The sequence below is a fragment of the Sporolactobacillus inulinus genome (assembly GCF_006539285.1).
In the GTDB taxonomy this organism is placed as follows: Bacteria; Bacillota; Bacilli; order Bacillales; family Sporolactobacillaceae; genus Sporolactobacillus; species Sporolactobacillus inulinus.
Window position 1 is genome coordinate 35,209 of sequence record NZ_BJMS01000021.1, and the last position, 23,968, is coordinate 59,176.

Sequence of the window (23,968 nt, forward strand, 5' to 3'; positions counted from 1 at the left end):
AGGCGGCTGATCCATGGATATTCTTCAGATCGTTGGATTGGGACTTTCTGTCACGTTTCTCACGCTCATTTTGAAGCAGAGAAACCCAGTGTTTGCTTTAGTTGTCTCGCTCATCGCCGGTGTGTTTATTCTGCTTATGATGATCGACCAAATTCGTTTGGTTATGGAGATGCTGAAAAACATGGCGCAAACCGCGCATCTCAATAATGTTTACGTTGCGACCATTCTTAAAATAATCGGCATCGCTTATATTTCGGAATTTGGTGCACAAATTGCAAAAGATGCGGGACAAGGCTCAATGGCTGGAAAAATTGAGTTAGCCGGAAAATTGATCATTTTGGTTATGGCTATTCCGATATTGACCGCCATAGTTGAAACAGTGATGAACTTAATGCCGCAAGTAGGAGGAGGTTGAGATGAGGGGAACGTTACATTCCAAGCGATTTCAGCTTCTGGCATTCATGCTGTTCTTGATCATACTCTTGTTTGGTGCGGACAAGCCTGCTTATGCAGAAGGCAGCGGCGAGTTGCAGCAATGGTCTGATCAGCAGCTTGATCAACTTGATACCGACAAGATTGATGCATATTGGCAGAAAGTCGTTACGGATTATAACGGATTTCTGCCCGAAACCGAAGCCAATTTCAAAGATTTGCTGCATTCAGATAAAGAAAGTTTCTTTAAAAAAATGATCGACGGATCGGTTCGATTCTTTTTGAATGAACTCGTTGTCAGCAGCAAGCTGCTCGGTACTCTGATTCTGCTTACCGTCTTTTCAACGCTGCTTCAAACCATTCAATCGGCATTTGAGCACAAGGCGGTTTCTAAGGTTGCTTATCTTGTAGTTACTTTAGTGCTTATGATTCTGATGTTGAACAGTTTTCGATTGGCGATTAATTATACGAACGAAACCGTCGGAATGATGAGTCATTTTCTCGTCGCGCTGCTCCCTCTTGTTCTGGGGCTCACCGCTGCTACCGGAGGATTTGCCTCTGTTGCCTTTTTTCATCCGCTTGTTATCTTTCTTGTTAATGCAGCGGGATGGCTGATTTCTTCCTTTGTTTTGCCGTTGCTGTTAATGTCTGCCTTGCTCGCCATTGTCAGTACTCTGTCCGACCACTATAAACTCACCAGACTCAGTGATCTAATGAAAAATGTTGCGCTATTTACTTTGGCCGGCTTTTTTGCCGTTTTTCTCGGAGTCATCTCAGTTCAAGGAGCGGCAACCTCAATTTCCGATGGTTTGATGGTAAAATCCGCAAAGTTTTTTACCGGGAACTTTATACCGGTGGTCGGAAGGATGTTTACTGAGGCTGCTGATACGGTCATGGGTGCTTCGGTACTATTAAAGAATACGATCGGAATTGTCGGTCTGCTTATTTTGATTTGTATCACCGTTTTTCCATTGCTCAAAATCGTATCGCTCGCGTTTATTTACAATTTAGCAGCCGCTGTACTGCAGCCGCTGGGAGGCGGTCCCGTCATCGATTGCCTGGTCATCATGGCGAAAAGCATTTTCTATTTGTTCGCAGCACTCGCCGTCGTCTCGCTTATGTTCTTTCTTGCCATCACGATCATTATTGCATCTGGAAATCTGTCGCTTATGGTGCGCTAGGAGGTGCATTGATGAGTTATCTTGTTCATTGGATTTCACAAATCGTTCTCATCGTTCTTTTCGCGGTCATACTTGAATTGCTCATGCCTTCCGGCGTTTTCCAAAAATATATTAAATTTGTTATTGGTCTTGTACTCATCATTGCATTGATGGATCCGGTTATTCGTTTGTTTCATGTTGATCCGAGTAGTCTGCTTCAAGGGATCAACACGCAGAAATACGACGAACCGGTGAAAAAAGAAACCGCGCGCCAAAAAAGTGAAATAGAAAAGGCACAAGCCGCATATATTCAAGAACAAGTGGTTGTCCATATGAAAAATCAGGTGAAGGAGGAGTTGAATGAACAATACGGATTACAAATTGCCCATTTGGAACTCTCCGCGGCGCATGAGGACGGACAAGATCTGTCGGTGCGAAACGTTAAAGTTACGGTTGAAAAAGCGGAAGCAAGCCATCGTCGTCAAGAATCCGGAATTCGGAGCATTCAACCCGTTCAAAGTGTATCGGTCGACCTAGATAAGCAATCGGCAACTGAGAAGTCGGTACATGAATCCAATGAGATGAAAGATGTCCGAGCCTTCCTTGCGAAACGATGGGAACTCAATGAGCGCCTCATCTCAGTAAACATGGAAGGGGGAGAGTGAAGGTATGATGCGATGGATTGAAAAGCTGAGCCGGATGCTTGGGGGCAAGGATAAGGACGGGAAACCGGCGAAAAGTACAAAAAGCGCATTGGTTAAATTGGTTGCGCTAGCGCTGGTTGGTATGGCGCTTTTGGCCGCCAGTCATCTTTTTTCAGAAAAAGGATCTTCAGCGCCATCAACTGCAGAACCCGCCTTCAGCACCAAGGATTCTAAGAACCTTTCAGAGATTAAAGCGGGAAACAAGACTGGCTCAATGACTTCGATTGAGAAATATGAGTCTTATGTGAATCAGAATTTAAAAAATATATTGGAACAAATACGAGGCGTATCCGATGTCTCGGTCATGGTGACTTTTGCTTCTACAGAAAAGAAGATTTATCAAAACAATACAAAGGTACAGGATAATCAAACGAGTGAGACAGATCCAAAGGGCGGTAAACGCCAGGTTACTGAGCGTAACGAAGATAGTGAAGTAGTCATGATTGATCAGGATGGCAACAAAGTGCCCGTTGTGATCGGCAATGAGCAGCCAACGGTACGCGGCGTTATCGTTGTCGCTAGAGGTGCAGATCAATCATCGACAAAAGTAGCAATCATGGATGCGGTTTCTACGGTTTTAGATCTACCGTCTTACAAAGTAACGGTTCTTGAGAAGAATGACTGAGGAGGAGAAAAAAGATGATCAAAAAACAAACGGTTTGGTTACTCACCATGCTCAGCTTAATTGTTGTTCTCTCCGTGTACGCACTCTCTGCTCCAGGAAACCATGGGCAATCAGCGCAATCCGGTGAGAAAGCGGCTCAGACAAGTGCAGGCTCAAAAACGGCAAAAACAGTTGCAGCCAATGCAACTGAAGAAAAGCTCGCGAATATTGAGTTGACTAAAGATGACGAACGCAAGAGCTTGGAAAATAAGTACGAGAGCGTTGTTGCTTCGAAAAATAGTACGGCTAAAGAGATCAGCGCTGCCTACGACTCTATGTCAGATCTTAAAACAACCGCGAATAATGAAACAATGCTTGAAGACGTCATTGAATCGAAAGGCTATGATAAAAGTGTTGTCAAAACAAGCGGCAACCAAGTTCAAGTCTATGTCAGCGCTGATAAATTGACGAATAAACAAGCCAATGAAATTATTCAATTAACGAATGAGTATTTAGGAACCGGTCGCGTTGTCAGTGTTACCTACGCGTTAAATAAAAAGTAATTCAATAAATCAATGCCGCTTAAAGATTTTTTAGACAAAATAAGGTAGAATAAAAACTGTTGCGATTTTTTCGCAGCAGTTTTTTTGGTAAGGGAAGAACGTATCAGACTTTGTTATGTATTCAAACCGAAAAAACAATCTCTTGGTTGCGCGTCCCGCGAAAGTAAGGAACGGGACTTGCCGAGTGTTTTTTATTAAGGCGAAACATTTTTGTCCATTGATTCGTAATCCTAAAGGGTTATCGTTTTTCGGACGAGCAGACAAACAAAATAAATGCCCAAAGAACAACGCTTGAAGGAATTATGAGTATCAAACAAGTAAATCATGATATGTTATAATTGAGTTTAAAGCGGACGGGATAAAGGAGTGCTGGATTTGCTAACTATTGAAGACATTAAAACTTTAATTAAAGAACTGGATTCATCTTCATTAAGTGAGCTGAAACTTGAGGCAGAAGATGGAAAAATCACTTTAAGAAAAGCGGATGCATTTGCTGGAAAAGTAAAAACGATTGTTGGGGTTACACCGCAGACAACGACTGTTCAGACGCCTTCTGTTCAGCCTGAACCACAATCAAATGCAAGTGCTGAACAGAAGACTGCGGAAGCAAATACAGCTGCTGACCCATCCCTCCACAAAATCACGGCACCGATGGTTGGAACTTTTTATTCTTCCTCCTCACCTGACGCGGATGCGTTTGTTTCTAAAGGATCAAAAGTAGACAAGAAATCGGTCGTTTGTATTGTTGAAGCAATGAAACTATTCAATGAAATAGAAGCAGATTGCAAAGGGACGATTGTTGAGGTCCTTGTGGAAGATGGTCAGCTTGTTGAGTATGGTCAGCCGTTATTCTTGGTTAAGGAAGATTAAGGAGTTTAGTTTACATGATAAAAAAAGTATTAATAGCCAATCGAGGAGAAATTGCGGTTAGAATTATTCGCGCTTGTAAAGAATTGAACATAGCAACGGTAGCGGTTTATTCTCAAGCCGATAAGGATGCGCTTCATGTGCAGCTTGCTGATGAAGCCTACTGTATCGGACCCAATGCCCCTAAGGACAGTTATCTCAGCTATACGAACATGATTAGTGTCGCTACACTGACCGGCTGTGATGCGATTCATCCGGGGTATGGATTCCTTTCTGAGAATGCAGATTTTGCTGAGATGTGTGAAGAGTGCAACATCAAATTCATCGGTCCGACATCAGAAGCCATTAGTAAAATGGGGATCAAGGACGTAGCAAAGCAAACAATGAGAGACGCTGATGTACCTGTTGTCCCAGGTTCAAACGGTATCATTGACACTGTTGAGGACGGAGTGAAGGTTGCAAAAGATATCGGCTATCCGGTTCTTATTAAAGCAACCGCAGGCGGCGGAGGTAAGGGGATTCGCGTTGCCAAAAATGAAGAAGAACTGCGTCATGGGATTGCGATTACCCAGCAAGAGGCAGATACTTCCTTTGGAAATTCCGGGGTCTATATCGAGAAGTATATCGAAAATTTCAGACATGTTGAGATTCAAGTGCTGGCGGACGAGCACGGACAGGTCATTCACCTTGGCGAGCGTGACTGTACGATTCAGAGGCGCCTTCAGAAGTTATTAGAAGAGTCTCCCTCACCGGCACTCAATGAAGCGAAACGCCGGGAAATGGGAGCAGCCGCGGTCCGTGCCGCACGCGCCGTCAGTTACCGCGGTGCAGGAACGATTGAATTCATTTATGAACCGGACGGATCGTTCTACTTCATGGAAATGAACACGCGTATCCAGGTGGAACATGGGGTCACTGAGGAAGTTACCGGAGTGGACTTGGTCAAGGAACAGATTCGTATCGCAGCCGGTGAACCCCTTTCGATCAGCCAAGAGGATGTTCAGTTGACCGGACATGCGATTGAATGCCGGATCAATGCTGAAGACTCAGAGAAGAATTTCATGCCTTCTTGCGGACGTGTTGAGACTTATCTTGCCCCTGGAGGCCCTGGGGTTCGAATTGATTCAGCCGTCTATCAAGGCTATTTCATTCCCCCATACTATGACTCCATGGTATCAAAGGTCATTGCCTATGGGAAAACAAGAGAGGATGCAATTGCGACAATGAAACGAGCACTTGACGAATATGTTATAGAAGGGATCAAGACAACGATTCCTTTTCATACACGTCTGCTCAAGCATCCGGTATTTCAAAGTGGACAATTCAATACGAAATTCTTGCAAAAATACCCGTTGAACGAGCAAAGCTAATCGTGGAGGTGTGATGCTCATGCCTGAAAATGAAAAACAAACCATTGAGGTTGAAGAACATCAAGAGGATCTAGGCAGAATTGAAATATCACCAGAAGTGATTGAAGTGATCGCCAGCCTTGCCGCTATCGAAGTTGTCGGGGTCGGTGAAATGTATGGAGGATTTGCTGCCGGAATGGTAGAGAAACTAGGCGGCCACAGCAATCGAAAAGGTGTTAAAGTTGATCTGACTGATGAAGGGATTACGATTGATGTTCAATTGATCATGAACTATGGTGTCTCGATTCCGGAAGTTGCCGAGAAAGTGCAGGACAATATTGTTCAAAAGCTTAAGCGGATGACTGCACTTGATGTTAGTGAAATCAATATTCATGTTGTCGGTGTGCGTTTCGAGCATAAAGAAAATGACAATGATGCTGTCGATTAAGAAGCAAAGAGGCGGGAGTTTGTCCTCTTTGCTTCTTTCCGTGTATTCCTTAGCAGTCATGATGTGAAACCATTGACAACTTATGAATGTTCAAGGCAATGAATTATGAGAAAAGTAAGATGAAAGGGAGTACGTAATGAATCGAAGAGAAGCACGTCAGCTGGCATTGCAAGCCTTATTTCAAATGACACTCAGCGATATTGACAGAAAATCGGCCGTCGATGCCGTAAAAGATGAAGGAGAACCCGTTAACCCTTTTGTCATCCGGCTGCTTGATCAAACCTTAGATCATGAAGAAGCGATTGATCGACTGATCTGCAAACATTTAAAAAACTGGTCTCTTGATCGTGTTGGAAATATTGATAAAACCATTCTGCGTCTGGCTGTTTGTGAAATCATGTATTTTGATGACATTCCATTGACTGTCTCTGTCAATGAAGCGGTTGAACTGTGCAAAATTTATAGTGATGAACAAACAAGAAAATTTGTTAATGGTGTTCTTTCCGGCATTTCTAAAGATATAGAAACAAATTGCTGATGTAAAGGATGATAGAGTATGAGTGCACAACTCATAAACGGCAAGGCAATAGCTGCAGAAAAAAGAAAAGCAATGATCGCTCAGGTTGAATTAATGAAACGAAAAGGAACGACACCTGGGCTGGCTGTCCTTCTTATTGGCGATCATCCTGCATCAGTCTCTTATGTGAAGGGGAAAGTAAGCGATTGTCGGGAAGTGGGCATTCATTCACAATTAATTCGTTTATCAGGAGATATTACTGAAGCTGAACTTCTTAATCAAATTCACCAGCTTAATGTTGATCGCAGCATCCACGCCATTCTTGTTCAATTGCCGTTGCCAAGTCATATTTCAGAACAAAGAGTGGTTCAAGCGATCAGTCCTGAAAAAGATGTTGATGGCTTTCACCCAATAAATATTGGGCGAATCGTGACAGGACAGCCGGGGTTCGTTTCATGTACAGCTGCAGGAATTTTAGAGATGCTGAAAACAATTCATTTACCAATCGCAGGCAAGCATGTTGTCATCGTTGGTCGAAGTAATAGTGTCGGTAAACCGGTTTCACTGCTTTTTCTAAGCCGCGACGCAACCGTCACAGTCTGTCATTCTAAGTCAAAACCGTTATCATTGTATACGAAGCAAGCAGATCTATTGATTGTTGCAGCGGGCAAAGCATCACTGATTCATGCTGATGATATTAAACCGGGGGCTGTTGTGATCGATGTTGGCATGAATCGAAATGCAAGAGGAAAATTGGTTGGTGATGTGGCATTTGATGAGGTGAAGGAAAAGGCAGGTTATCTTACCCCGGTGCCTGGCGGAGTGGGCCCGATGACCCGAGTCATGCTATTGGAAAATACATTGACCGCTGCAATGCGACAAATGGAAAAGGGAATCTGATTGCTTATGGAAAATGAACGCTATGTTAGTGTTACCAAATTGACGCGCTATATCAAACAGCTTCTTGAAACCAACGGACAGCTTCAACATGTTTGGTTGCGAGGGGAAATTTCTAATTATAAACGGCATTCACGCGGTCATTTGTATCTGACAATAAAAGATAAAAATGCACGGATTCGCGCAGTAATGTTTGCCGGAAATGCACGCCGATTGACCTTTGAACCTGAAGACGGAATGAAAGTGCTCATCCAAGGATCTGTCGCTTTATACGAACCTTATGGTGAATATCAGATCTATATCCGAGAAATGGAGCAGGATGGGCTAGGCAGACTTTATCTCGCTTATGAAGCGCTGAAGAAGAAACTTCAGGCGGAGGGCATGTTTGATGAGACGCTCAAAAAGCCGCTTCCAAAAGCAGCACATGAAATTGCTATAATAACCTCACCCACAGGTGCAGCCATACGAGACTTGTTTACAACGATTAAGCGCAGATTTCCAGCGGCACGCTTGACCGTTTTTCCAGTACTTGTCCAAGGAGCGGGAGCCGCAGCTTCAATCGCTGCAGCAATTGATCAGGCCAATCGGTACACTCGTTTCGATGTTTTAATTGTTGGGCGCGGTGGCGGATCCATTGAAGATCTGTGGGCCTTCAATGAAGAAATTGTTGCTCATGCCATTTTTCAGTCACAGATACCTGTAATTTCTGCTGTGGGACATGAGACCGACTTTACAATTGCCGATTTCGTTGCTGATAAAAGGGCCCCTACGCCAACGGCAGCCGGTGAATTTGCGGTTCCAAGTCGTATTGAGCTTCAACGAAGACTCGCACAGACAGAATCTCAACTCGGACAAGCCGTTCGCGGCAAAATTCGTGAGGCGAAGAATCGATTGGAGCACCTGCAACAATCCTATGCTTTTCGCTATCCTGCTCAGCTTGTGCTTCAGAAAGAACAAGAATGTGACCGGCTTATTGAACGGTTGCGCGGTGCGTTTCAAATGACTGTTCAACGGAAGCGTGATCGGCTGGGCATGGTGGAACGTCTGCTCAGTCAAAGCAAGCCAAATCAGCTTGTTGCGCGTGCCAAAGAACGGTTCAATGATCGGGAACGCCAACTTGCCCGTTCTTTTTCTGCTCATTTCAAACAGAAGCAGGCACTTTTTGAGCACAGGATTGATCAGTTAAACCATTTGAGCCCGCTTAAAATTATGGGACGCGGCTACGGGCTCGCGTTTGATAAAGAAGAGCATCTGATTAAATCGGTGCGTGCGATTGAACCGGGTGATATGATTAATTTGAGGATGCATGATGGATCCATAGACTGCCAAGTATGGGGAATTGAGGAGGCGAAGACGAATGAGTGAATCTTTTGAACAAGATCAAACGAAAGCGCCAGCTTTTGAGGATGCGATGGATCAGCTTGATCAGATTGTCAAACAATTGGAAGAAAACGATGTACCTTTGGAGAAAGCTATTGGACTGTTTCAAGAAGGTATGGCTTTATCCAAGATTTGTCACGATAAGCTGGAGTCTGTCGAAAAGAAAATGGATCAACTGCTAACTCCGGATGGGGAAACACGCCCTTTTTCTGTCCAGGGAGATGACGAATAATGAACGAAGCACTGAATGCTTACCTAGCTGAGAAGAAGGAATGGTTTGACGATCAGCTCGCGAAGCTGTTTGATCACGCATCCATAACGCCAAAGTTAAAGAATTCAATGCTTTATTCGATAAAAGCGGGCGGAAAACGAATTCGACCGATCTTGCTTTTTGCAACGCTTCATTCCTTTGGTAGGGATGAAAAATTGGGGTTAAAGACTGCACTGGGACTTGAAATGATACATACGTACTCACTCATCCATGATGATCTTCCTGCAATGGATAATGATACATTGAGGCGCGGACAACCAACAAACCATGTGGTGTATGGCGATGGTACCGCCGTACTCGCCGGCGACGGATTACTGACCGCGGCTTTTCAAATGGTCGCTGATGATCAAAGACTGGATGCAGCAGTTAGAGTAGCGCTTATCGGCATGTTGGCAAAAGCAGCAGGTCCGGAGGGTATGGTAGGCGGCCAGGAAGATGATCTTGAAGCTGAGGGTAAATTGCTGCATTTAGAAGAACTGATGTCGATTCACAAAAGAAAGACTGGAGCATTGATCCGATTTCCTGTCGAGGCGGCAGCCATCATTGCGGAGGCAACTGAGCTGCAAACGGAAGCACTGATTCGCTATTCGGAGCACTTGGGACTAGCGTTTCAGATTGGTGACGATATTCTCGACGTGGTTGGCGACGAAGAAGCATTAGGTAAAACGATTGGAAGCGATCTTGCCAACAAGAAAAACACGTATGTAAGTCTGCTGCGTGTTGACGGTGCAAAAGAAAAACTTGCACAGGAAGTTAAGCAGGCACTTGCCAATTTAAAGGAATTAGGTTTTGAAGACGGATTGCTCGGAGATCTTGCACGCTATTTGGAAAAACGAACGCATTAAATGGTCAAAAGGATTTGAGCGTTTGTATCTTTTGTGATAAACTTAATTGCACTATCAATGAAGGTGCAGTATTCTAGTCACTCTACTTTGCTTGAAGACGGGGCTAAAAATCCGTCAAAGGGCACATCGATGAAGTTCCTGGTGTCGGCTTAAGGCGCCCAGCTTTGGGTTGGTGCTGGGAGTAAAGGGCGTAGGGCGATCCGCAACGGCATGTGGGCGAAGACCCTGCGCCCGTGGAGACACGTACGTTGTTTGCTTTGTGCAATAACTATGTGGAAAACCTGTTTCGTCAGTACTTGAACAATTTAGGAAAAGCGAACAGCGTAGCCTGCCTTGAGTGGGAAAGAGGGGATGGATGGCGAATAACTTTGACCTGCTTGGCCAGTGGGAAAAGGGACGTCTTCCTGAAATCAATTCTGCAAAAGAGGCTAGAGCAAAGCTTCAAGAGTGCTTGAGGAAATCTCCTAGACTGTCTGCATCACTGCAGCGTTCGAAAAGGATTATGGTGCGGTCTAAGTGGCGTTCCAGTTCGATGTATGGCGACAACATCGGTCAAATTTTAATAGGAAACTACCTGCTTGGCGACAACAGGCAATTTGACGGGAAAACCTACTGGACCTAAGCCGCAATGTTTACTTTTCGAACGACCTCACATACATAATTTTCTTTAATGATTATCTTATAATTTATTTAAGGATGTGAGAATTTCGGTCTAGATAAAAAGATGATCGGAATACGCATGAAAAACGATTTAAAAAAAGCTTTAAGATGGGCATTGCCATTAGCTGTTATCACATTTGTGCTAGCGGCTATTTTTTCAATTGCATCTACAGCTGTGCTCAGTAATGCAAATGTTTTCAGCGGTACGATTGTTGTCCTGGTCATTATTCTGATCGCCCTTTTCTTTGATATTATCGGTGTTGCCGCGACAGCTTCAAGTGAAGCTCCTTTTCATGCCATCGCTTCTAAAGGAATGAAGGGTGCGAAATTCTCGGTTTGGCTTACGAAAAATGCGGACCGCGTGAATACATTTTGTACCGATGTAATTGGTGACGCAGCAGCAATTATCAGTGGTACGGCAGCTTCAGTCGTTGTAGTAGAATTGATGGCGCTCCTCGTTTACAATAAGAGTGGTGTTGCCGAGTATATCATTTCTGTGATTGTGACGAGCTGTGTTGCAGCATTTACTGTTTTTGTCAAAGCATTGGGAAAAGGCTTCGCCATCAAAAATGCAACGAAAATTATTTATCGAGTGGGCTACGTCATGTACTTCACAGAAGATCATCTTCATATCCCTATCTTAAAGCTTCTTGATAAGAAGAAAAAAAAGAAGGGAAAGAAGAAAAAATCGGCAAAGAGGGACGTGTGATAAATCATGGATGTATCGACAATAAAGAATCCTAAGTTTCTTAAGAAACTGTCCGTTGATCAAATGACTGAGCTTGCCGATGATATTCGCTCATTTTTAATTCAGAAGCTTTCCAAAACCGGCGGACACCTTGCACCCAACCTGGGTGTTGTTGAATTGACGCTTGCACTTCATAAAGTTTTTCATAGTCCCGTGGATAAACTGATCTGGGATGTCGGTCACCAGTCCTATGTGCATAAAATCCTGACCGGGCGCGGCGATCAATTTGATACGCTGAGACAACACAAGGGGCTGTGTGGATTTCCCAAGAGAAGCGAGAGCAAGCACGACGTATGGGAGACCGGGCACAGTTCGACGTCACTGTCGGCAGCGCTCGGAATGGCTGTTGCTCGTGATCTTAAGCACGAACATTTTGATGTGGTCGCGGTTATTGGCGATGGAGCGCTGACAGGCGGAATGGCACTTGAAGCATTGAACGATATCGGACACCAAAACAGGAATATGATTATTGTTTTGAATGATAATGAGATGTCGATTGCGCCGAATGTTGGTGCTCTTCATAATATGCTGAATCGAATTCGTTCGGCAAATAAATATAATCGCGCAAAAGAAGATCTAGAATACTTGATGAAGAAAATCCCTGCATTTGGCGGAAAACTGGCCTCCGTTGCAGAAGGATTAAAAGATCGATTAAAATACTTGCTCGTCTCCGGTGTGTTTTTTGAAGAACTGGGAATTACTTATCTTGGTCCAGTCGATGGGCATAACATAAACGCACTGATTGATAATTTAAACTACGCACAGAAGCGGAAAGGACCGGTTCTGATTCATGTGCTGACCCAAAAAGGAAAAGGGTATCGGCCGGCTGAAATGGATGAGATCGGTACATGGCATGGCACCGGTCCCTATAAAATAGAATCCGGTGCCTTTATAAAGCCCGCTGCACTTGCACCGGCGTACAGTCAAGTGGTCAACGATGAGTTGCAGGAACTTGCGCGCCATGATGAACGCATCGTCGTTGTTTCGCCGGCAATGGTAGTCGGTTCAAAGCTCGAAGGTTTTGCCCAGGAGTTCCCTGATCGTTTGTTTGATGTCGGCATTGCAGAGCAGCATGCCGCCACCTTTGCTGCAGGACTTGCAACCCAGAATATGAAACCGGTATTGTCGATCTACTCAACATTTATGCAGCGCGCTTATGATCAATTGGTCCATGATCTGTGCAGACAGAATCTTAATGTGGTGCTTGCAGTCGACCGTGCGGGCCTTGTTGGTGCCGATGGAGAAACACATCAAGGTGTTTTCGATATTGGCTTCTTGCGTGCCTTGCCTAACCTTGTCGTGATGATGGGCAAAGATGAAAGCGAATTAAGAAATATGGTCTATACAGCCATTCACTATAATAAAGGACCGATTGCCGTTCGCTACCCGCGCGGAAATGGTATTGGTGTCCCAATGAAAGGAAAACCTGAAGCGTTGACTATCGGTTCGTGGGAAGTGCTTCGTGACGGAACAGATGCAACGGTGCTTGCCTTTGGACCAATGCTGCAGGTTGCAGTCGCTGCCGCAAAACAGCTTGAATCTGAAGGATTTCACCTGAGCATTGTCAATGCACGCTTTATTAAACCGATGGATGGCCGGATGCTCGACCAAATTGCGAAACAGCAGACGCCGATTTTAACGGTTGAAGAGGGAATGCTTGCCGGTGGTTTTGGCTCAGGAGTGCTCGAATATTATCATGATCATGGTGTTCATGATTTGGTAATCGAACGTATGGGGATTGAAGACCGCTTCGTGGAACACGGCTCTGTAAAGGAACTGTTAAACGAGCTTGGCTTAACTGCTGAACAAATCGCTCATCGAGTGAAAAAGATGATCCATGAGCAAACACATCGAAATCAGCTCAGAAAGGTTTTTACATCATGAGAGATAAAGAAAGGGTCGACGTTCTCCTCGTGAGACAAGGGTTATTTGACTCGCGCGAGAAAGCGCAGCGAGCAGTCATGGCGGGGATGGTTTATCATGATGAGCAGCGTGTTGATAAACCGGGGAGCAAGGTTGACCGTGCACTTCAATTTACGGTTAAAGGAAATCCACTGCCTTATGTTGGCAGAGGAGGCTTGAAGCTTGAGAAAGCATTAGAGGTCTTTCATCTTAACTTAAATGGATTGTTAATGCTTGATATTGGTGCGTCAACAGGCGGTTTTACCGATTGTGCGTTGCAAAATGGAGCCGCAAAAGTTTATGCCCTTGATGTTGGATTCAATCAACTTGCCTGGAAGTTGCGCAGTGATCCGAGGGTCATTGTCATGGAGAAAACGAATTTTCGCTACTGCAAGCTCGATAATTTTCAGGTGGGGCCTCCTGATTTTGCGTCCATTGATGTTTCGTTTATATCTTTGAAAAAAATTCTACCGACATTGATTGACATTTTAAAGGATAAAGGCGAGGTTGTCTGCTTAATTAAGCCTCAATTTGAAGCCGGCCGTGATGAAGTCGGAAAGAAAGGAATTGTTCACGATCCGAAAACTCATTTGGCAGTGATCAATGATATTCTGGAGTTTGCGCTGAGCTGCGGGTATACTTTGCTGGATCTTGACTTCTCACCAATTACTGGCGGAGATGGAAATATAGAATTTCTTGCTCATCTACGTTCGGAAAAAGGTCGGGCTAAGCATTTACTTCAAATCAGGCCTGAAGAGGTTGTTCGCTTGGCACATACTAATTTTAAACAGAAAAAAAATAAGGCATAAACCGAAAAAAGGTTTGTTCCTTATTTTTTTTATTGACGAATTTAGGAAAACAGTGGAAAATAGAAGAGAACGAATGTTCGAATCAAAGAGGTGTTTCCATGTGCTAACAGAACTTCAAATCATAAATTTCGCAATTATAGACAAACTGAATGTGTCTTTTGAAGACGGACTGACTGTATTCACTGGTGAAACCGGTGCGGGAAAGTCAATCATTATTGATGCAATTGCCTTGCTTGGCGGAGCACGCGGCTCAGCTGAATATGTCCGGCATGGTGCAAAAAAGGCGGAGCTTGAAGCGTTATTTGATATCGAAAATAATGATCGGGTCATTAAATTGCTTGATCAGTTAGGCTTTGATCAAACCGATGACCAGTTAATCCTTAGACGCGATATCGCACATACAGGAAAAAGTGTCTGCCGTGTAAACGGCAAGCTCGTGACTCAGTCCGTTCTGCAACAGTTCGGTGCGCTTCTGATTGACATTCATGGACAGCACGAACATCAGCGCCTTCTCGATCCTTCGAAACATCTTGACTTTGTTGATCGATTTGGAGGATCGGCTATTGAAAAGCTAAAACAAGCTTATACGGAAGAATATCAAAAGGCGACCAAGCTTGCCGCGCAATGCAGCCGCTATAATCAGGACGAAAAAGAAGTGGCGCAGCGTGTCGATTTGCTTCACTATCAGATAAAGGATATTGAAGCCGGTCATCTGCAGAAGGATGAAGAGGAGCAACTGCTCGAGGAAAAAAGAAAGCTGTTGAATTATGAAAAGGTATTTCAAGCGCTTAATTCCAGCTATGGCGCACTTGATGGTGATCATGCGGCTTTGGATCTGCTTCGCCAAACCGCTTCCAGCCTTGACTCGATTCGCGATCTCGATCCTGAACTGAATCATTTTTCTGAGTCTGTCTCGAATTGCTTCTATTTGCTGGAAGAGCAAGCCTCATCGATCCGAAATTATTTGGAGCAGATGGAGTACAATCCGGAACGGCTGAATGAAATTGAAGCGCGCTTAAATGAAATTCAGCTTTTGAAAAGAAAATATGGAAATAATGTGGACGAAATTTTAACTTATTATGTGCAAATAAAAAAAGAACTCGATGACTTGAATTCACGCGACCAAAATTTCGATGTCCTGCATGAAGCATTGAAAGCTGAAATTGGTGTATTAAGAGACCGCGCCGTACAATTATCCAGAGCACGAAAACAAACAAGCGGGAAACTGGCGCGTGCCATCAATCATGAGTTTAAGGATCTGTGTATGGAGCATGCATTGATTGACCTTCACGTGAATATGAATGGAAATCTTGAGTCGTTTTCCGGATTTGGTTCAGAAGGAATTGATCATGTTTCCTTTTATATAACCACAAATCCCGGTGAACCGTTCAAGCCGCTGGCAAAGGTTGCCTCAGGTGGCGAGCTTTCACGCGTGATGCTTGCAATGAAGACGGTGTTCAGAAAAGTGATTGGTCCGGTAACCATTGTTTTTGATGAAGTGGACACTGGGGTCAGCGGCCAAGCAGCACAAGCCATGGCGGAGAAAATCAGTTCACTTTCTCAAAATGCTCAAGTATTTTGTATCACCCATCTGCCTCAAGTTGCAGCCATGGCTGATCAGCATATCTCTATTGAAAAGTACGTGACTAAAGATGAACGTACGCATACGCATGTCAAAACATTGGATGATGCTGAAAAAGTACAAGAAATTAGCAGAATGATTTCGGGTCCGCTGATGACTGATCTTGCTCGGGAACATGCAAAGGAATTAATTCAAATGGCGGATAAAATCAAACAGTAATCAATATTGGTATCGTCATCCTATACTGGAATTAATCCCTGAGTCGCATCACTCATAATTCTCCTCTGCTCAGGCAATTTTAATAAATGCACTGCAAGACAAGGTGCGGTTTTGGAGCGAGGAGAGTGAGTTATGAACAAAAGAAATAAGCTGGGATTCGTGTTTGGTTGGGTTTTACTCGGTTTCCTAATGATCGGATTCGTCTCAGGAATAAAGGCAAACCCGTTTGTTTCGCAACTGAGCAAACATACAGAGGTGATACATGCAGAGCGTTTTCAATTACGAGCAGAATTAACAAGCGGTTCGCCGATCGCTATGTTAACTAAGAAAAAGAAGCTCGAAACGGTCCATAAATGGAGAGAAACGGAACAAAATGACACAGTCGCTGGTTCTGTTTCGCTGCCTGTACTGTTGCCAAAAAAAGATATTCGACTGATTCCGGGCGGCCAGTCCATTGGCGTTCAGCTTAATACAAAAGGTGTACTGGTTGTCGGCTATCATCTGGTTACCACTTCAAAAGGCGAATCATCGCCGGGTGAGTCCGCAGGTATTCGAGTCGGTGATGTGATTACAAAAATTAATGGACGACAAATTGGTTCAATTAATGATGTGCGCAAATTGATGACCCATATGAATCAAGAAAAGCCAGTTCACGTAACCTTGATTCGGCAAAGATCAACGATGGAGAAAAAATTAACGCCGATTATGGATGCAGCAAATCAGCGTTGCCAACTGGGGTTGTTTATTCGAGACTCTGCTTCCGGAATTGGAACGATGACTTTTTACGACCCGATTTCCGGTTCCTACGGAGCACTGGGGCATGTCATTGCTGATCGTGACACCGGCCAGCCGATCATGGTTAAAAACGGGCGCATTGTACGATCAATTGTGCAGGCAATTGATCGCGGCCAGGAGGGGAAGCCTGGAGAAAAAATAGCCTTTTTTCCAGAAAATGCCCTAAGTATTGGCTCGGTATCAAAAAATACCCCTTTTGGCATTTATGGAAAGATGCAAAAAAATTATTTGACTCGTTCGGATATGCTTCAAAAAGCCATGCCGATTGCTACAGCAAGCCAAGTGCAGGAAGGTCCGGCGCAAATCTTAACGGTTCTCAACGGCAATAAAGTTGAAGCATTTGATATTCGCATATTGAATTCAATCCCGCAAAAACATGCAGCAACGAAAGGTTTGGTTCTTAAAATTACAGATCCAAAGCTGCTGAAAGCAACCGGAGGAATTGTACAAGGAATGAGCGGAAGTCCGATCATCCAAAACGGCAAGCTGATTGGAGCGGTCACTCATGTATTTGTCAATGATCCGACCAGTGGATATGGCGTGCATATTGAATGGATGATCCATGAAGCAGGATTACAGGACACGCAACACTCAGCTTTGCAAAAACAAATAGCAAGCTGATCACAAGTGAAAAATAATTCGACAAGTTCATGCTGATTCTTGTCGAATAAATAATAATTGAAACGGATTACCTGTTAAAAAGAAGAATTAGGAAGAAAAAAATGGATTGAAGTGAATAAGAATAAAAAGGATACCTTACCCTCTTGTCGAAATCATTAATGTAGAATTATCGACAAGGGGGATTTTGTGTTGCAAACAATAAAGGTCTGCATGACCGACGATAACAAGGAACTGATCATGCTAATTAACGAGTATTTAAAATCTCAAGACGATATTGAAGTTATTGGTACAGCGAGTAACGGTCAAGATTGCTTAGAAATGCTGAAAAACATGACGCCCGATGTACTTTTATTGGATATTATTATGCCACATCTTGACGGGCTCGGGGTGCTGGAACAAATTCATTCGAACCCAGAACTACCAAAACCCGGAATTATTATGCTGACTGCCTTCGGGCAAGAAGATGTGACGAAAAAAGCTGTAGAACTTGGTGCTTCTTATTTTATTCTAAAGCCTTTTGATATGCCTAACTTAGCGAATCATATTCGTCAGGTGGCTGGAAAAAAAGCAGCAAATCCTGTTTTTACATCGCGTTCGCTACAGAGACAGACGACAGTGGAGAAAAACCATGATCTGAACGCAAGTATCACTGATATTATTCATGAGATTGGCGTGCCTGCACATATCAAAGGGTATATGTATCTGCGGGAGGCCATCTCGATGGTCTATCATGATATTGAATTGCTCGGTTCGATTACCAAAGTCCTGTATCCGGATATCGCAAAAAAATACAAAACGACGCCCAGCCGTGTCGAACGTGCGATCCGTCATGCGATCGAAGTTGCTTGGAGCAGAGGAAACGTTGAGTCAATCGCGCAGCTGTTCGGCTACACGGTATCAATGTCTAAAGCAAAACCCACAAATTCGGAATTCATCGCCATGGTCGCCGACAAACTTCGGATTGAAAACCGCGCGGAAGAATCGATGAAGATTTTGTGAAGCGATGGGATTATCTGGTTGAATATAGAGCAGCACTTTGGAAAGAGCGTCTCAAGGTCTTTGGTGACCTTGAGACGCTCTTTCGAGTGCATGTTTTTTTTACATGCAGAACAACAAAACACGGCTGTACTCTAAGGGAGAAATCTATTTTTAAAAGGCAAAAGTGAATGAAATACATTTTTTCTTTCAATACTATTTTTGAAAAACCATTTCGAAAAAATTGCCACGAAAAAGCAATTATATGATATAGTTTATCTTGTCTAAAAAACTGCTAACCGTTTTCATTTTTATGGCATACATAAGGTCAAGTGGTGCAAACATAAAAGTAAAAAGTTTGTGTTTCATGCTTCGTTACTGATGATGGTGTAGCTTTGGAAGGTGAAGATTTGACTGGTTTGTTGATTGCACTTATCCCGGCGCTCCTATGGGGAACACTTCCGTTAGTTAGCGCGAAGGTGGGCGGAACACCGCATCACCAGGTATTTGGGATGACAATCGGTGCGTTTTGTTTTTCAATGATGGTGTTTCTGTTTTTCAGCCCAGAGATCAATGCTACAATCATTGTGATTAGTTTGATCTCCGGGTTGTGCTGGGCAGTTGGGCAGTTCCATCAATTCGCTGCAATGAAGCTGCTTGGCGTCTCGAAGACAATGCCGCTTTCTACCGGGATGCAGCTCGCAGGTGCTGCGTTGTTTGGTATTTTTCTGTTTCATGAATGGAATACGACACTGCGAATGGTTCTGGGCATCAGCGCTGTTGTATGCATTATTATTGGCGTATTGTTTACATCAAAAGAGCAGAATGCGAAAGAGTCGAACGATAATTCACTGATCCGGGGAATTTTTCTGCTTATTGTGTCGACACTAGGTTATATATCATATTTGGTCATCTTGAGAATTTTCGATATTAATGGCTGGTCGGCAGTTCTTCCTCAATCCATTGGTATGCTCATTGGTGCTCTTTTATTGTCTGGGAAACAGGTTAAATCCTTGTATGACCGGCACACATTCTTTAACACCATTTCCGGGTTGATGTGGGCAGGCGGAAATCTTGCGTTATTAATTGCAACGAAAATGGAAGGTGTCGCGATTAGTTTCTCTATGTCACAAATCGGAACGGTGCTGTCGACGCTTGGTGGCATTTTTATTCTAGGAGAGAAGAAGTCGAAACATCAAATGGTGATGCTTCTCATAGGCTGCTTTTTGATCATTGTTGGCGGAATATTGTTGGGAATGACGAAAAAATAATCAATGTGGATCAAAGACTTTTTATTTTTTTAATGTTAGGTCATGACATCCGCGGAAATGAATGCTAAAATATAATTAAGCTATTTGAAGGATCTTGTCGTCTATTAAGATGAAAACGGTTCTTTGAAAGATAGAGCAGGGTTTACTTCTGTGAATTCTGCAGAAACTTAAATTTTATGCAAATGAATGGAGCGAGTAGAAAATGGAAAAAACGTTTGTTGTCACTGATGAAACAGGTATCCATGCACGTCCGGCTACTGTGCTTGTAAGCGAAGCAAGCAAGTTCGAATCGAACATTAATATTGAATATAATGGCAAGAAAGCAAACCTGAAGAGTATCATGGGTGTCATGGCTCTTGGCATTATGCAAGGCGCTGAATTTAAGGTTGTAACTGAAGGTTCAGACGCTGATGAAGCTGCAGCTGCAATTAGCAATGTCATCTCAGCTCAAGGTATCGGCAAAGAAAAATAATTACTTAGCATCATAAAAAGCGGTGGGTTTGAGAAATCTCAAATCCACCGCTTTTTCGTTATGTGATTGACGAAAGGACAAGGCGCCTTTATGATTGTTGCACTACTGATACATTTTTCATTCGCTGATGCAGCAATGCTGAAGTAATGCATGTTTGCACGATCAGAAACAACCCGCCTACAACCCAATATAAAGGTAGAGCAGCAGATGTGGATAGTGACGCAAATACAATCATAATCGGCGAAATTAATCCGATCCACTGCATTGAATGGTTCGGCGCTTCGGAACCGGACGATGGAATAAGCAGTTTTTGACTAACCTTAAATTGAACAAAATAGACAATACCGGCAATGATCGTCAGTGTGAGATCTGTATGTCCTAAGCTAAACCACAGGAAGTGATGTGCGGCAATCTCCTTCGAACTGCGGATTGCGTAGTAAAAGCCCATCAAGAGTGGCATTTGAATGAGTATGGGCAAGCACCCTACTGCAGACAGAGGGTTGATGCCATGCTTTTTGTAGAGCGCCATCATTTCCATCTGAATTTTTTGTTTTTCTTCAGGATTTGCAGTATCAGCCATTCTTTTCTGAATTTGACTCAACTCAGGCTTTAGTTTGTCCATCTTTTGTTTCGTATCGAATTGCCGAATGGTTTGCCGAACCATGAGCGGTGCAAGCAGAAAGCGAATCAACAGTGTCAAAATAATAATCGCCATTCCGTAATTATGATTAAAAAGAGATGCCGTACTTTGAATCATGATTGTGAAAGGTTCAATGAGCATTTTCATTTCGCGTTTCCTCCTAGCTGTTGGTGTAACGGTTAAGGAGCTAGGAGCAGGCAATCACTCTCTGAATCGGTTGCTGCGGCATCGCGTCGCATTATTGATCGAACTAAGCAGCGGATCAATTGATGCTGCCACTGAGCGCGATTGAGGCGTTCCGGTCCCGCATGGATATGTGACCGAACAGTCTGATCGCAATAATCATTTTTGAACGAAGCATACTGCCGGGCAAATGCCTGTCTGCTAAGGCAAAGGGACAGCTCAAAAATGAGTAGCAGGGTAGGGAACGTGGGGTCGTTTAATAAATAAGTACACAGATCAAGGATTGCGCTCACCTGCCTTTCCGAAGCTGCTACGCAAATCATAGCACACTAAGAGGATAAGGAGTACTCACCCTGAAAATCAGTTCGATTAGTCGGTGCGTTATCGGATCTCTGCATGACTTGCTTGTTCTGTTGATTGGTTAAAGAAGTATTGATTGAGAAAAACCAGGCGAAAAGCGCCCGGTCCTTACTTCCGCAGGATGCGGTGGCTTCCGCGTTGTGCACGAACGTCGCTTCGGTTACTCGCTTGCCGCGGGCGCACCGCGAGCCTCCTCAGACAAACAGAAAACTGCGGGGTCTCGCTGGCACGCTGTCCCCGCAGGCGCCAGAGCACCTCAGCTTTGATTCTTAGCCAAGACACTGGTCTATTGGTTTGAAGAAGGGGCAAAATCATAAACTTTCTTTACCTGTGAGAAAAAAGATCCCCGATGATTTATCGGAGACCTTGCTTTCGTTTATAGAGAATTTATAAGAGAATGAGCGGGGTTAATATTGGTGCAAACACCAGAGTGATAATAGCCGCCAATACCATGGCAAGACTTGCTGCTGCACCTTCTTCGCTGCCAAATTCAAGCGCTTTTGATGTGCCTGCTCCATGCGCACCCATGCCCAATAAAAGTCCTTTAGCTAATTTTTCTTGAATATGCATCGATCGGATAATCGCTGGTCCGAGAATCAAGCCGGTAATACCTGTTACAATAACGAAAATTGCTGTCATTGTCGGCATGCCGCCAATATCGACAGATACAGCCATTGCGATCGGCGTGGTAATCGATCTTGGCAACAAACTCAACAAGTAGTTATCATTCAAATGAACGATGTGGCTGAACACACCTGAGATGATGATTGCTACAAATACACCGGTAGACATGCTGACTGCAATGATTTTTGCGTATTTCTTCATCACCTTGCGAAATTTATACAGGGGGACGGCAAACCCAACTACCGCAGGCTGTAAAAGGTTGCTCAGCCAGCGACCGCCTTTGTCATAATCCGAATAATCGATATGAACTCCGACCAACATCAGTGAGAGAATGCATGGCGCGATGAGAAGCGGTGACAATAGAGCGAACCTCATTTTTCTGTACACCAATTTCGAAACAGCATAAACAGCAATAGTAAGCAGGATGCAAATAAAGGCAATCATTGGCCAATCTCTCCTTTTTTATTTGCCAGCCTGCGTATCGCAAATTGGGCGACAAGACCAGTAACGGCCATAACCGTAACGGTACTCAATAAAATAACAATTAAAAATTGGGAACCGTGCTGCAGGATCTCTGATTTGTACTGGATGATTGCAACTGCAGATGGGATAAAAAAGAGCAGCATTTCAGATGTTAGAAAACTTGCACCCAATTCGACCGTTGAAAGCTTTAATACTTTAAAATGGAGGAGTCCCAGGACGATGAACAACCCGAGGATACTTCCCGAAATGGGCAAGTGCAGCAGTTTAACGAGAAAGTTCCCAAGTAATGCAAACAGATACAGGAAAAGAACCTGCGTAATAATTCGCAACGCTTTTGACAAATTAATAACACTTCCTTATTTAATTAACGATCGTCAATGACAAACATCGCAATTAATTATACAAAATACAAATTTGCAGGTACAATAGATTTCGGGAATACACGTATTCCTTTAACTTATAGAGGTCGTTTGAAACGCTGGGGGAATGAAGATGGACATTAAACATCTACACTACTTTATTGAAGTGGCTGTACGAAAGAGCTTTACCAAGGCAGCGCACCATCTGTATGTAACGCAGCCAACAATAAGTAAGATGGTGCGAGACATAGAAGATGAGCTGGGGATGGTATTGCTTGATCGAACGGGGAAAGAAATTGAATTAACGGATGCGGGACGAATTGTTTTTGAACAATCGCAAAAAATTGTTCAGTCATTTGCTCATCTTTCTGATGAACTCGGAAATTTAACGCATGCAAAAAGAGGAAAATTAACCATTGGTTTGCCGCCGATGATCGGGTATAAATTCTTTCCTAATATACTTAGCCAATTTCGTAATGAGTATCCAGGTATCGATCTCAATATTGCGGAGTACGGTGCAAAAAAAGTAGCTGATTCGGTTGCTGAAGGACTGTTGGAAGTCGGCGTAACGGTCGGCGAATTTAATGATGAATTGTTTCATTCCTTTGTGTTTTTTGAAGATAAACTGCGCCTGGTTGCCCATAAGTCGAGCCCGCTTGCGAAAATGACACATGTGAATTTATTCGATCTTCGAAATGAACCTTTCATCCTGTTTCCAGAAGAATTTTCATTACATGGTATGATTATTGCTTGCTGCGAGAAGGCGGGGTATCAACCGCATATTGTTTTTGAGAGTTCTCAATGGGAGTTTATGGTGAAGATGGTTTCTGAAAAATTCGGAGTGGCCTTACTGCCTGAAAGCATTTTAAAAAAAGTTGAAAAAGAAATAGACTCTATAGTAACGCTTCCGATTGAAAACTCTGAATTGAACTGGCGACTGTCCATGATTTGGGAAAGAAATCATTATCTATCTTATGCGGCAAGAACCTGGGTAGCCAAAACGAGGATGCTATTGAAAGACTGTCATGTGAATTAATAAAATAGTTGACACTGAGTGTTCATACTGGTATATTGATTAGGTTGCTCCATTGATTCACGTTCTTTATTAACGAGTTAATGGTAAAGTGACTAGAGTTATGAGTGAGTTATTCTAGTGAAAAACAGCCTTGACATTTTATTGATGGTTTGTTAGACTGTTTAAGTTGTCGCTTTTGATGACTATGGATGA

The 23,968-nt window shown here is 43.5% G+C and carries 26 protein-coding genes; 23 read left to right on the plus strand and 3 right to left on the minus strand.

Going from position 1 to position 23,968, the window contains the following annotated elements:
* The first annotated feature begins 13 nt into the window (after window positions 1–13).
* The 22 genes from spoIIIAD (at window position 14) to SIN01_RS04280 (ending at window position 20,091) form a co-directional block, all read left to right on the plus strand.
* A complete protein-coding gene (spoIIIAD, locus tag SIN01_RS04175; RefSeq protein ID WP_010023435.1) occupies window positions 14–415 on the plus strand; it encodes a stage III sporulation protein AD in 402 nt (133 codons plus the stop codon).
* 1 nt (window position 416) lies between these two features.
* Window positions 417–1,613: a stage III sporulation protein AE gene (gene spoIIIAE / locus SIN01_RS04180; protein ID WP_010023434.1), complete on the plus strand. Its 1,197-nt coding sequence runs from the start codon at window positions 417–419 to the stop codon at window positions 1,611–1,613.
* Window positions 1,614–1,624: 11 nt separating this feature from the next.
* Window positions 1,625–2,257 (plus strand): stage III sporulation protein AF, encoded by a 633-nt coding sequence (gene spoIIIAF, locus SIN01_RS04185; RefSeq protein WP_010023432.1) that lies wholly within the window; start codon window positions 1,625–1,627, stop codon window positions 2,255–2,257.
* Between the two features lie 4 nt (window positions 2,258–2,261).
* Window positions 2,262–2,921 (plus strand): stage III sporulation protein AG, encoded by a 660-nt coding sequence (spoIIIAG, locus tag SIN01_RS04190; RefSeq protein WP_010023430.1) that lies wholly within the window; start codon window positions 2,262–2,264, stop codon window positions 2,919–2,921.
* A 14-nt stretch (window positions 2,922–2,935) separates the two neighbouring features.
* Window positions 2,936–3,463 (plus strand): SpoIIIAH-like family protein, encoded by a 528-nt coding sequence (locus SIN01_RS04195; protein WP_010023428.1) that lies wholly within the window; start codon window positions 2,936–2,938, stop codon window positions 3,461–3,463.
* A 375-nt stretch (window positions 3,464–3,838) separates the two neighbouring features.
* A complete protein-coding gene (gene accB, locus SIN01_RS04200; RefSeq protein WP_010023427.1) occupies window positions 3,839–4,333 on the plus strand; it encodes an acetyl-CoA carboxylase biotin carboxyl carrier protein in 495 nt (164 codons plus the stop codon).
* A 14-nt stretch (window positions 4,334–4,347) separates the two neighbouring features.
* Window positions 4,348–5,700 (plus strand): acetyl-CoA carboxylase biotin carboxylase subunit, encoded by a 1,353-nt coding sequence (accC, locus tag SIN01_RS04205; protein WP_010023426.1) that lies wholly within the window; start codon window positions 4,348–4,350, stop codon window positions 5,698–5,700.
* A 19-nt stretch (window positions 5,701–5,719) separates the two neighbouring features.
* Window positions 5,720–6,127: an Asp23/Gls24 family envelope stress response protein gene (locus SIN01_RS04210; RefSeq protein ID WP_010023424.1), complete on the plus strand. Its 408-nt coding sequence runs from the start codon at window positions 5,720–5,722 to the stop codon at window positions 6,125–6,127.
* Window positions 6,128–6,263: 136 nt separating this feature from the next.
* Entirely contained in the window at window positions 6,264–6,665 is a 402-nt protein-coding gene (nusB, locus tag SIN01_RS04215; protein ID WP_010023423.1) for a transcription antitermination factor NusB, read from the plus strand.
* Window positions 6,666–6,683: 18 nt separating this feature from the next.
* A complete protein-coding gene (locus SIN01_RS04220) occupies window positions 6,684–7,544 on the plus strand; it encodes a bifunctional 5,10-methylenetetrahydrofolate dehydrogenase/5,10-methenyltetrahydrofolate cyclohydrolase (RefSeq protein ID WP_010023420.1) in 861 nt (286 codons plus the stop codon).
* Between the two features lie 6 nt (window positions 7,545–7,550).
* Window positions 7,551–8,906, plus strand: coding sequence for an exodeoxyribonuclease VII large subunit (gene xseA / locus SIN01_RS04225; RefSeq protein ID WP_029548076.1), 1,356 nt, complete (start codon window positions 7,551–7,553; stop codon window positions 8,904–8,906).
* Window positions 8,899–9,153 carry an exodeoxyribonuclease VII small subunit gene (gene xseB / locus SIN01_RS04230; RefSeq protein ID WP_010023417.1) on the plus strand — a complete coding sequence of 85 codons (255 nt, stop codon included), beginning with the start codon at window positions 8,899–8,901 and terminating at the stop codon, window positions 9,151–9,153. The genes xseA and xseB overlap by 8 nt, the downstream gene beginning before the upstream one ends.
* The gene (locus SIN01_RS04235) at window positions 9,153–10,037 is read left to right on the plus strand and encodes a polyprenyl synthetase family protein (protein ID WP_010023416.1); all 885 of its coding nucleotides are present in this window, start codon (window positions 9,153–9,155) and stop codon (window positions 10,035–10,037) included. Before xseB ends, SIN01_RS04235 begins: the two co-directional genes overlap by 1 nt.
* A 355-nt stretch (window positions 10,038–10,392) precedes the next feature.
* Complete coding sequence (locus SIN01_RS04240) at window positions 10,393–10,659, plus strand: hypothetical protein (RefSeq protein ID WP_010023415.1); 267 nt, start codon at window positions 10,393–10,395, stop codon at window positions 10,657–10,659.
* Between the two features lie 117 nt (window positions 10,660–10,776).
* Window positions 10,777–11,406 (plus strand): membrane protein, encoded by a 630-nt coding sequence (locus SIN01_RS04245; RefSeq protein ID WP_047034776.1) that lies wholly within the window; start codon window positions 10,777–10,779, stop codon window positions 11,404–11,406.
* Window positions 11,407–11,412: 6 nt separating this feature from the next.
* On the plus strand, window positions 11,413–13,329 hold the full coding sequence (gene dxs / locus SIN01_RS04250; protein WP_010027504.1) for a 1-deoxy-D-xylulose-5-phosphate synthase: 1,917 nt from the start codon (window positions 11,413–11,415) through the stop codon (window positions 13,327–13,329).
* Window positions 13,326–14,156: a TlyA family RNA methyltransferase gene (locus tag SIN01_RS04255; protein WP_010027503.1), complete on the plus strand. Its 831-nt coding sequence runs from the start codon at window positions 13,326–13,328 to the stop codon at window positions 14,154–14,156. The genes dxs and SIN01_RS04255 overlap by 4 nt, the downstream gene beginning before the upstream one ends.
* A gap of 100 nt (window positions 14,157–14,256) precedes the next feature.
* Window positions 14,257–15,957: a DNA repair protein RecN gene (gene recN / locus SIN01_RS04260; RefSeq protein WP_010027167.1), complete on the plus strand. Its 1,701-nt coding sequence runs from the start codon at window positions 14,257–14,259 to the stop codon at window positions 15,955–15,957.
* Window positions 15,958–16,089: 132 nt separating this feature from the next.
* On the plus strand, window positions 16,090–17,373 hold the full coding sequence (gene spoIVB / locus SIN01_RS04265; RefSeq protein ID WP_010027168.1) for a SpoIVB peptidase: 1,284 nt from the start codon (window positions 16,090–16,092) through the stop codon (window positions 17,371–17,373).
* Between the two features lie 210 nt (window positions 17,374–17,583).
* Window positions 17,584–18,372: a sporulation transcription factor Spo0A gene (gene spo0A, locus SIN01_RS04270; protein WP_174842574.1), complete on the plus strand. Its 789-nt coding sequence runs from the start codon at window positions 17,584–17,586 to the stop codon at window positions 18,370–18,372.
* A gap of 386 nt (window positions 18,373–18,758) precedes the next feature.
* Window positions 18,759–19,619 (plus strand): GRP family sugar transporter, encoded by an 861-nt coding sequence (locus tag SIN01_RS04275; RefSeq protein WP_029548333.1) that lies wholly within the window; start codon window positions 18,759–18,761, stop codon window positions 19,617–19,619.
* Between the two features lie 202 nt (window positions 19,620–19,821).
* Window positions 19,822–20,091, plus strand: coding sequence for a phosphocarrier protein HPr (locus tag SIN01_RS04280; RefSeq protein ID WP_010027174.1), 270 nt, complete (start codon window positions 19,822–19,824; stop codon window positions 20,089–20,091).
* 88 nt (window positions 20,092–20,179) lie between these two features.
* Here SIN01_RS04280 and yidC read toward each other — a convergent pair whose 3' ends face one another.
* From yidC to SIN01_RS04295, 3 genes are all read right to left on the minus strand, one after another.
* Complete coding sequence (gene yidC, locus SIN01_RS04285; protein WP_010027175.1) at window positions 20,180–20,878, minus strand: membrane protein insertase YidC; 699 nt, start codon at window positions 20,876–20,878, stop codon at window positions 20,180–20,182.
* A gap of 783 nt (window positions 20,879–21,661) precedes the next feature.
* Complete coding sequence (locus SIN01_RS04290; protein ID WP_141306004.1) at window positions 21,662–22,342, minus strand: LrgB family protein; 681 nt, start codon at window positions 22,340–22,342, stop codon at window positions 21,662–21,664.
* Complete coding sequence (locus tag SIN01_RS04295) at window positions 22,339–22,722, minus strand: CidA/LrgA family protein (protein ID WP_010023097.1); 384 nt, start codon at window positions 22,720–22,722, stop codon at window positions 22,339–22,341. Before SIN01_RS04295 ends, SIN01_RS04290 begins: the two co-directional genes overlap by 4 nt.
* Window positions 22,723–22,873: 151 nt before the next feature.
* Here SIN01_RS04295 and SIN01_RS04300 point away from each other — a divergent pair, with 151 nt between their 5' ends.
* On the plus strand, window positions 22,874–23,776 hold the full coding sequence (locus tag SIN01_RS04300) for a LysR family transcriptional regulator (protein WP_010023099.1): 903 nt from the start codon (window positions 22,874–22,876) through the stop codon (window positions 23,774–23,776).
* Window positions 23,777–23,968 lie beyond the last annotated feature (192 nt).

Bases quoted from the DNA above. Each gene is read 5' to 3' on its own strand.
- spoIIIAD (WP_010023435.1), top strand. From the start codon at position 14: ATGGATATTCTTCAGATCGTTGGATTGGGACTTTCTGTCACGTTTCTC.
- spoIIIAE (WP_010023434.1), top strand. From the start codon at position 417: ATGAGGGGAACGTTACATTCCAAGCGATTTCAGCTTCTGGCATTCATG.
- spoIIIAF (WP_010023432.1), top strand. From the start codon at position 1,625: ATGAGTTATCTTGTTCATTGGATTTCACAAATCGTTCTCATCGTTCTT.
- spoIIIAG (WP_010023430.1), top strand. From the start codon at position 2,262: ATGATGCGATGGATTGAAAAGCTGAGCCGGATGCTTGGGGGCAAGGAT.
- SIN01_RS04195 (WP_010023428.1), top strand. From the start codon at position 2,936: ATGATCAAAAAACAAACGGTTTGGTTACTCACCATGCTCAGCTTAATT.
- accC (WP_010023426.1), top strand. From the start codon at position 4,348: ATGATAAAAAAAGTATTAATAGCCAATCGAGGAGAAATTGCGGTTAGA.
- SIN01_RS04210 (WP_010023424.1), top strand. From the start codon at position 5,720: ATGCCTGAAAATGAAAAACAAACCATTGAGGTTGAAGAACATCAAGAG.
- nusB (WP_010023423.1), top strand. From the start codon at position 6,264: ATGAATCGAAGAGAAGCACGTCAGCTGGCATTGCAAGCCTTATTTCAA.
- SIN01_RS04220 (WP_010023420.1), top strand. From the start codon at position 6,684: ATGAGTGCACAACTCATAAACGGCAAGGCAATAGCTGCAGAAAAAAGA.
- xseA (WP_029548076.1), top strand. From the start codon at position 7,551: ATGGAAAATGAACGCTATGTTAGTGTTACCAAATTGACGCGCTATATC.
- xseB (WP_010023417.1), top strand. From the start codon at position 8,899: ATGAGTGAATCTTTTGAACAAGATCAAACGAAAGCGCCAGCTTTTGAG.
- SIN01_RS04235 (WP_010023416.1), top strand. From the start codon at position 9,153: ATGAACGAAGCACTGAATGCTTACCTAGCTGAGAAGAAGGAATGGTTT.
- SIN01_RS04240 (WP_010023415.1), top strand. From the start codon at position 10,393: ATGGCGAATAACTTTGACCTGCTTGGCCAGTGGGAAAAGGGACGTCTT.
- SIN01_RS04245 (WP_047034776.1), top strand. From the start codon at position 10,777: ATGAAAAACGATTTAAAAAAAGCTTTAAGATGGGCATTGCCATTAGCT.
- dxs (WP_010027504.1), top strand. From the start codon at position 11,413: ATGGATGTATCGACAATAAAGAATCCTAAGTTTCTTAAGAAACTGTCC.
- SIN01_RS04255 (WP_010027503.1), top strand. From the start codon at position 13,326: ATGAGAGATAAAGAAAGGGTCGACGTTCTCCTCGTGAGACAAGGGTTA.
- spoIVB (WP_010027168.1), top strand. From the start codon at position 16,090: ATGAACAAAAGAAATAAGCTGGGATTCGTGTTTGGTTGGGTTTTACTC.
- spo0A (WP_174842574.1), top strand. From the start codon at position 17,584: ATGACCGACGATAACAAGGAACTGATCATGCTAATTAACGAGTATTTA.
- SIN01_RS04280 (WP_010027174.1), top strand. From the start codon at position 19,822: ATGGAAAAAACGTTTGTTGTCACTGATGAAACAGGTATCCATGCACGT.
- yidC (WP_010027175.1), bottom strand. From the start codon at position 20,878: ATGAAAATGCTCATTGAACCTTTCACAATCATGATTCAAAGTACGGCA.
- SIN01_RS04290 (WP_141306004.1), bottom strand. From the start codon at position 22,342: ATGATTGCCTTTATTTGCATCCTGCTTACTATTGCTGTTTATGCTGTT.
- SIN01_RS04300 (WP_010023099.1), top strand. From the start codon at position 22,874: ATGGACATTAAACATCTACACTACTTTATTGAAGTGGCTGTACGAAAG.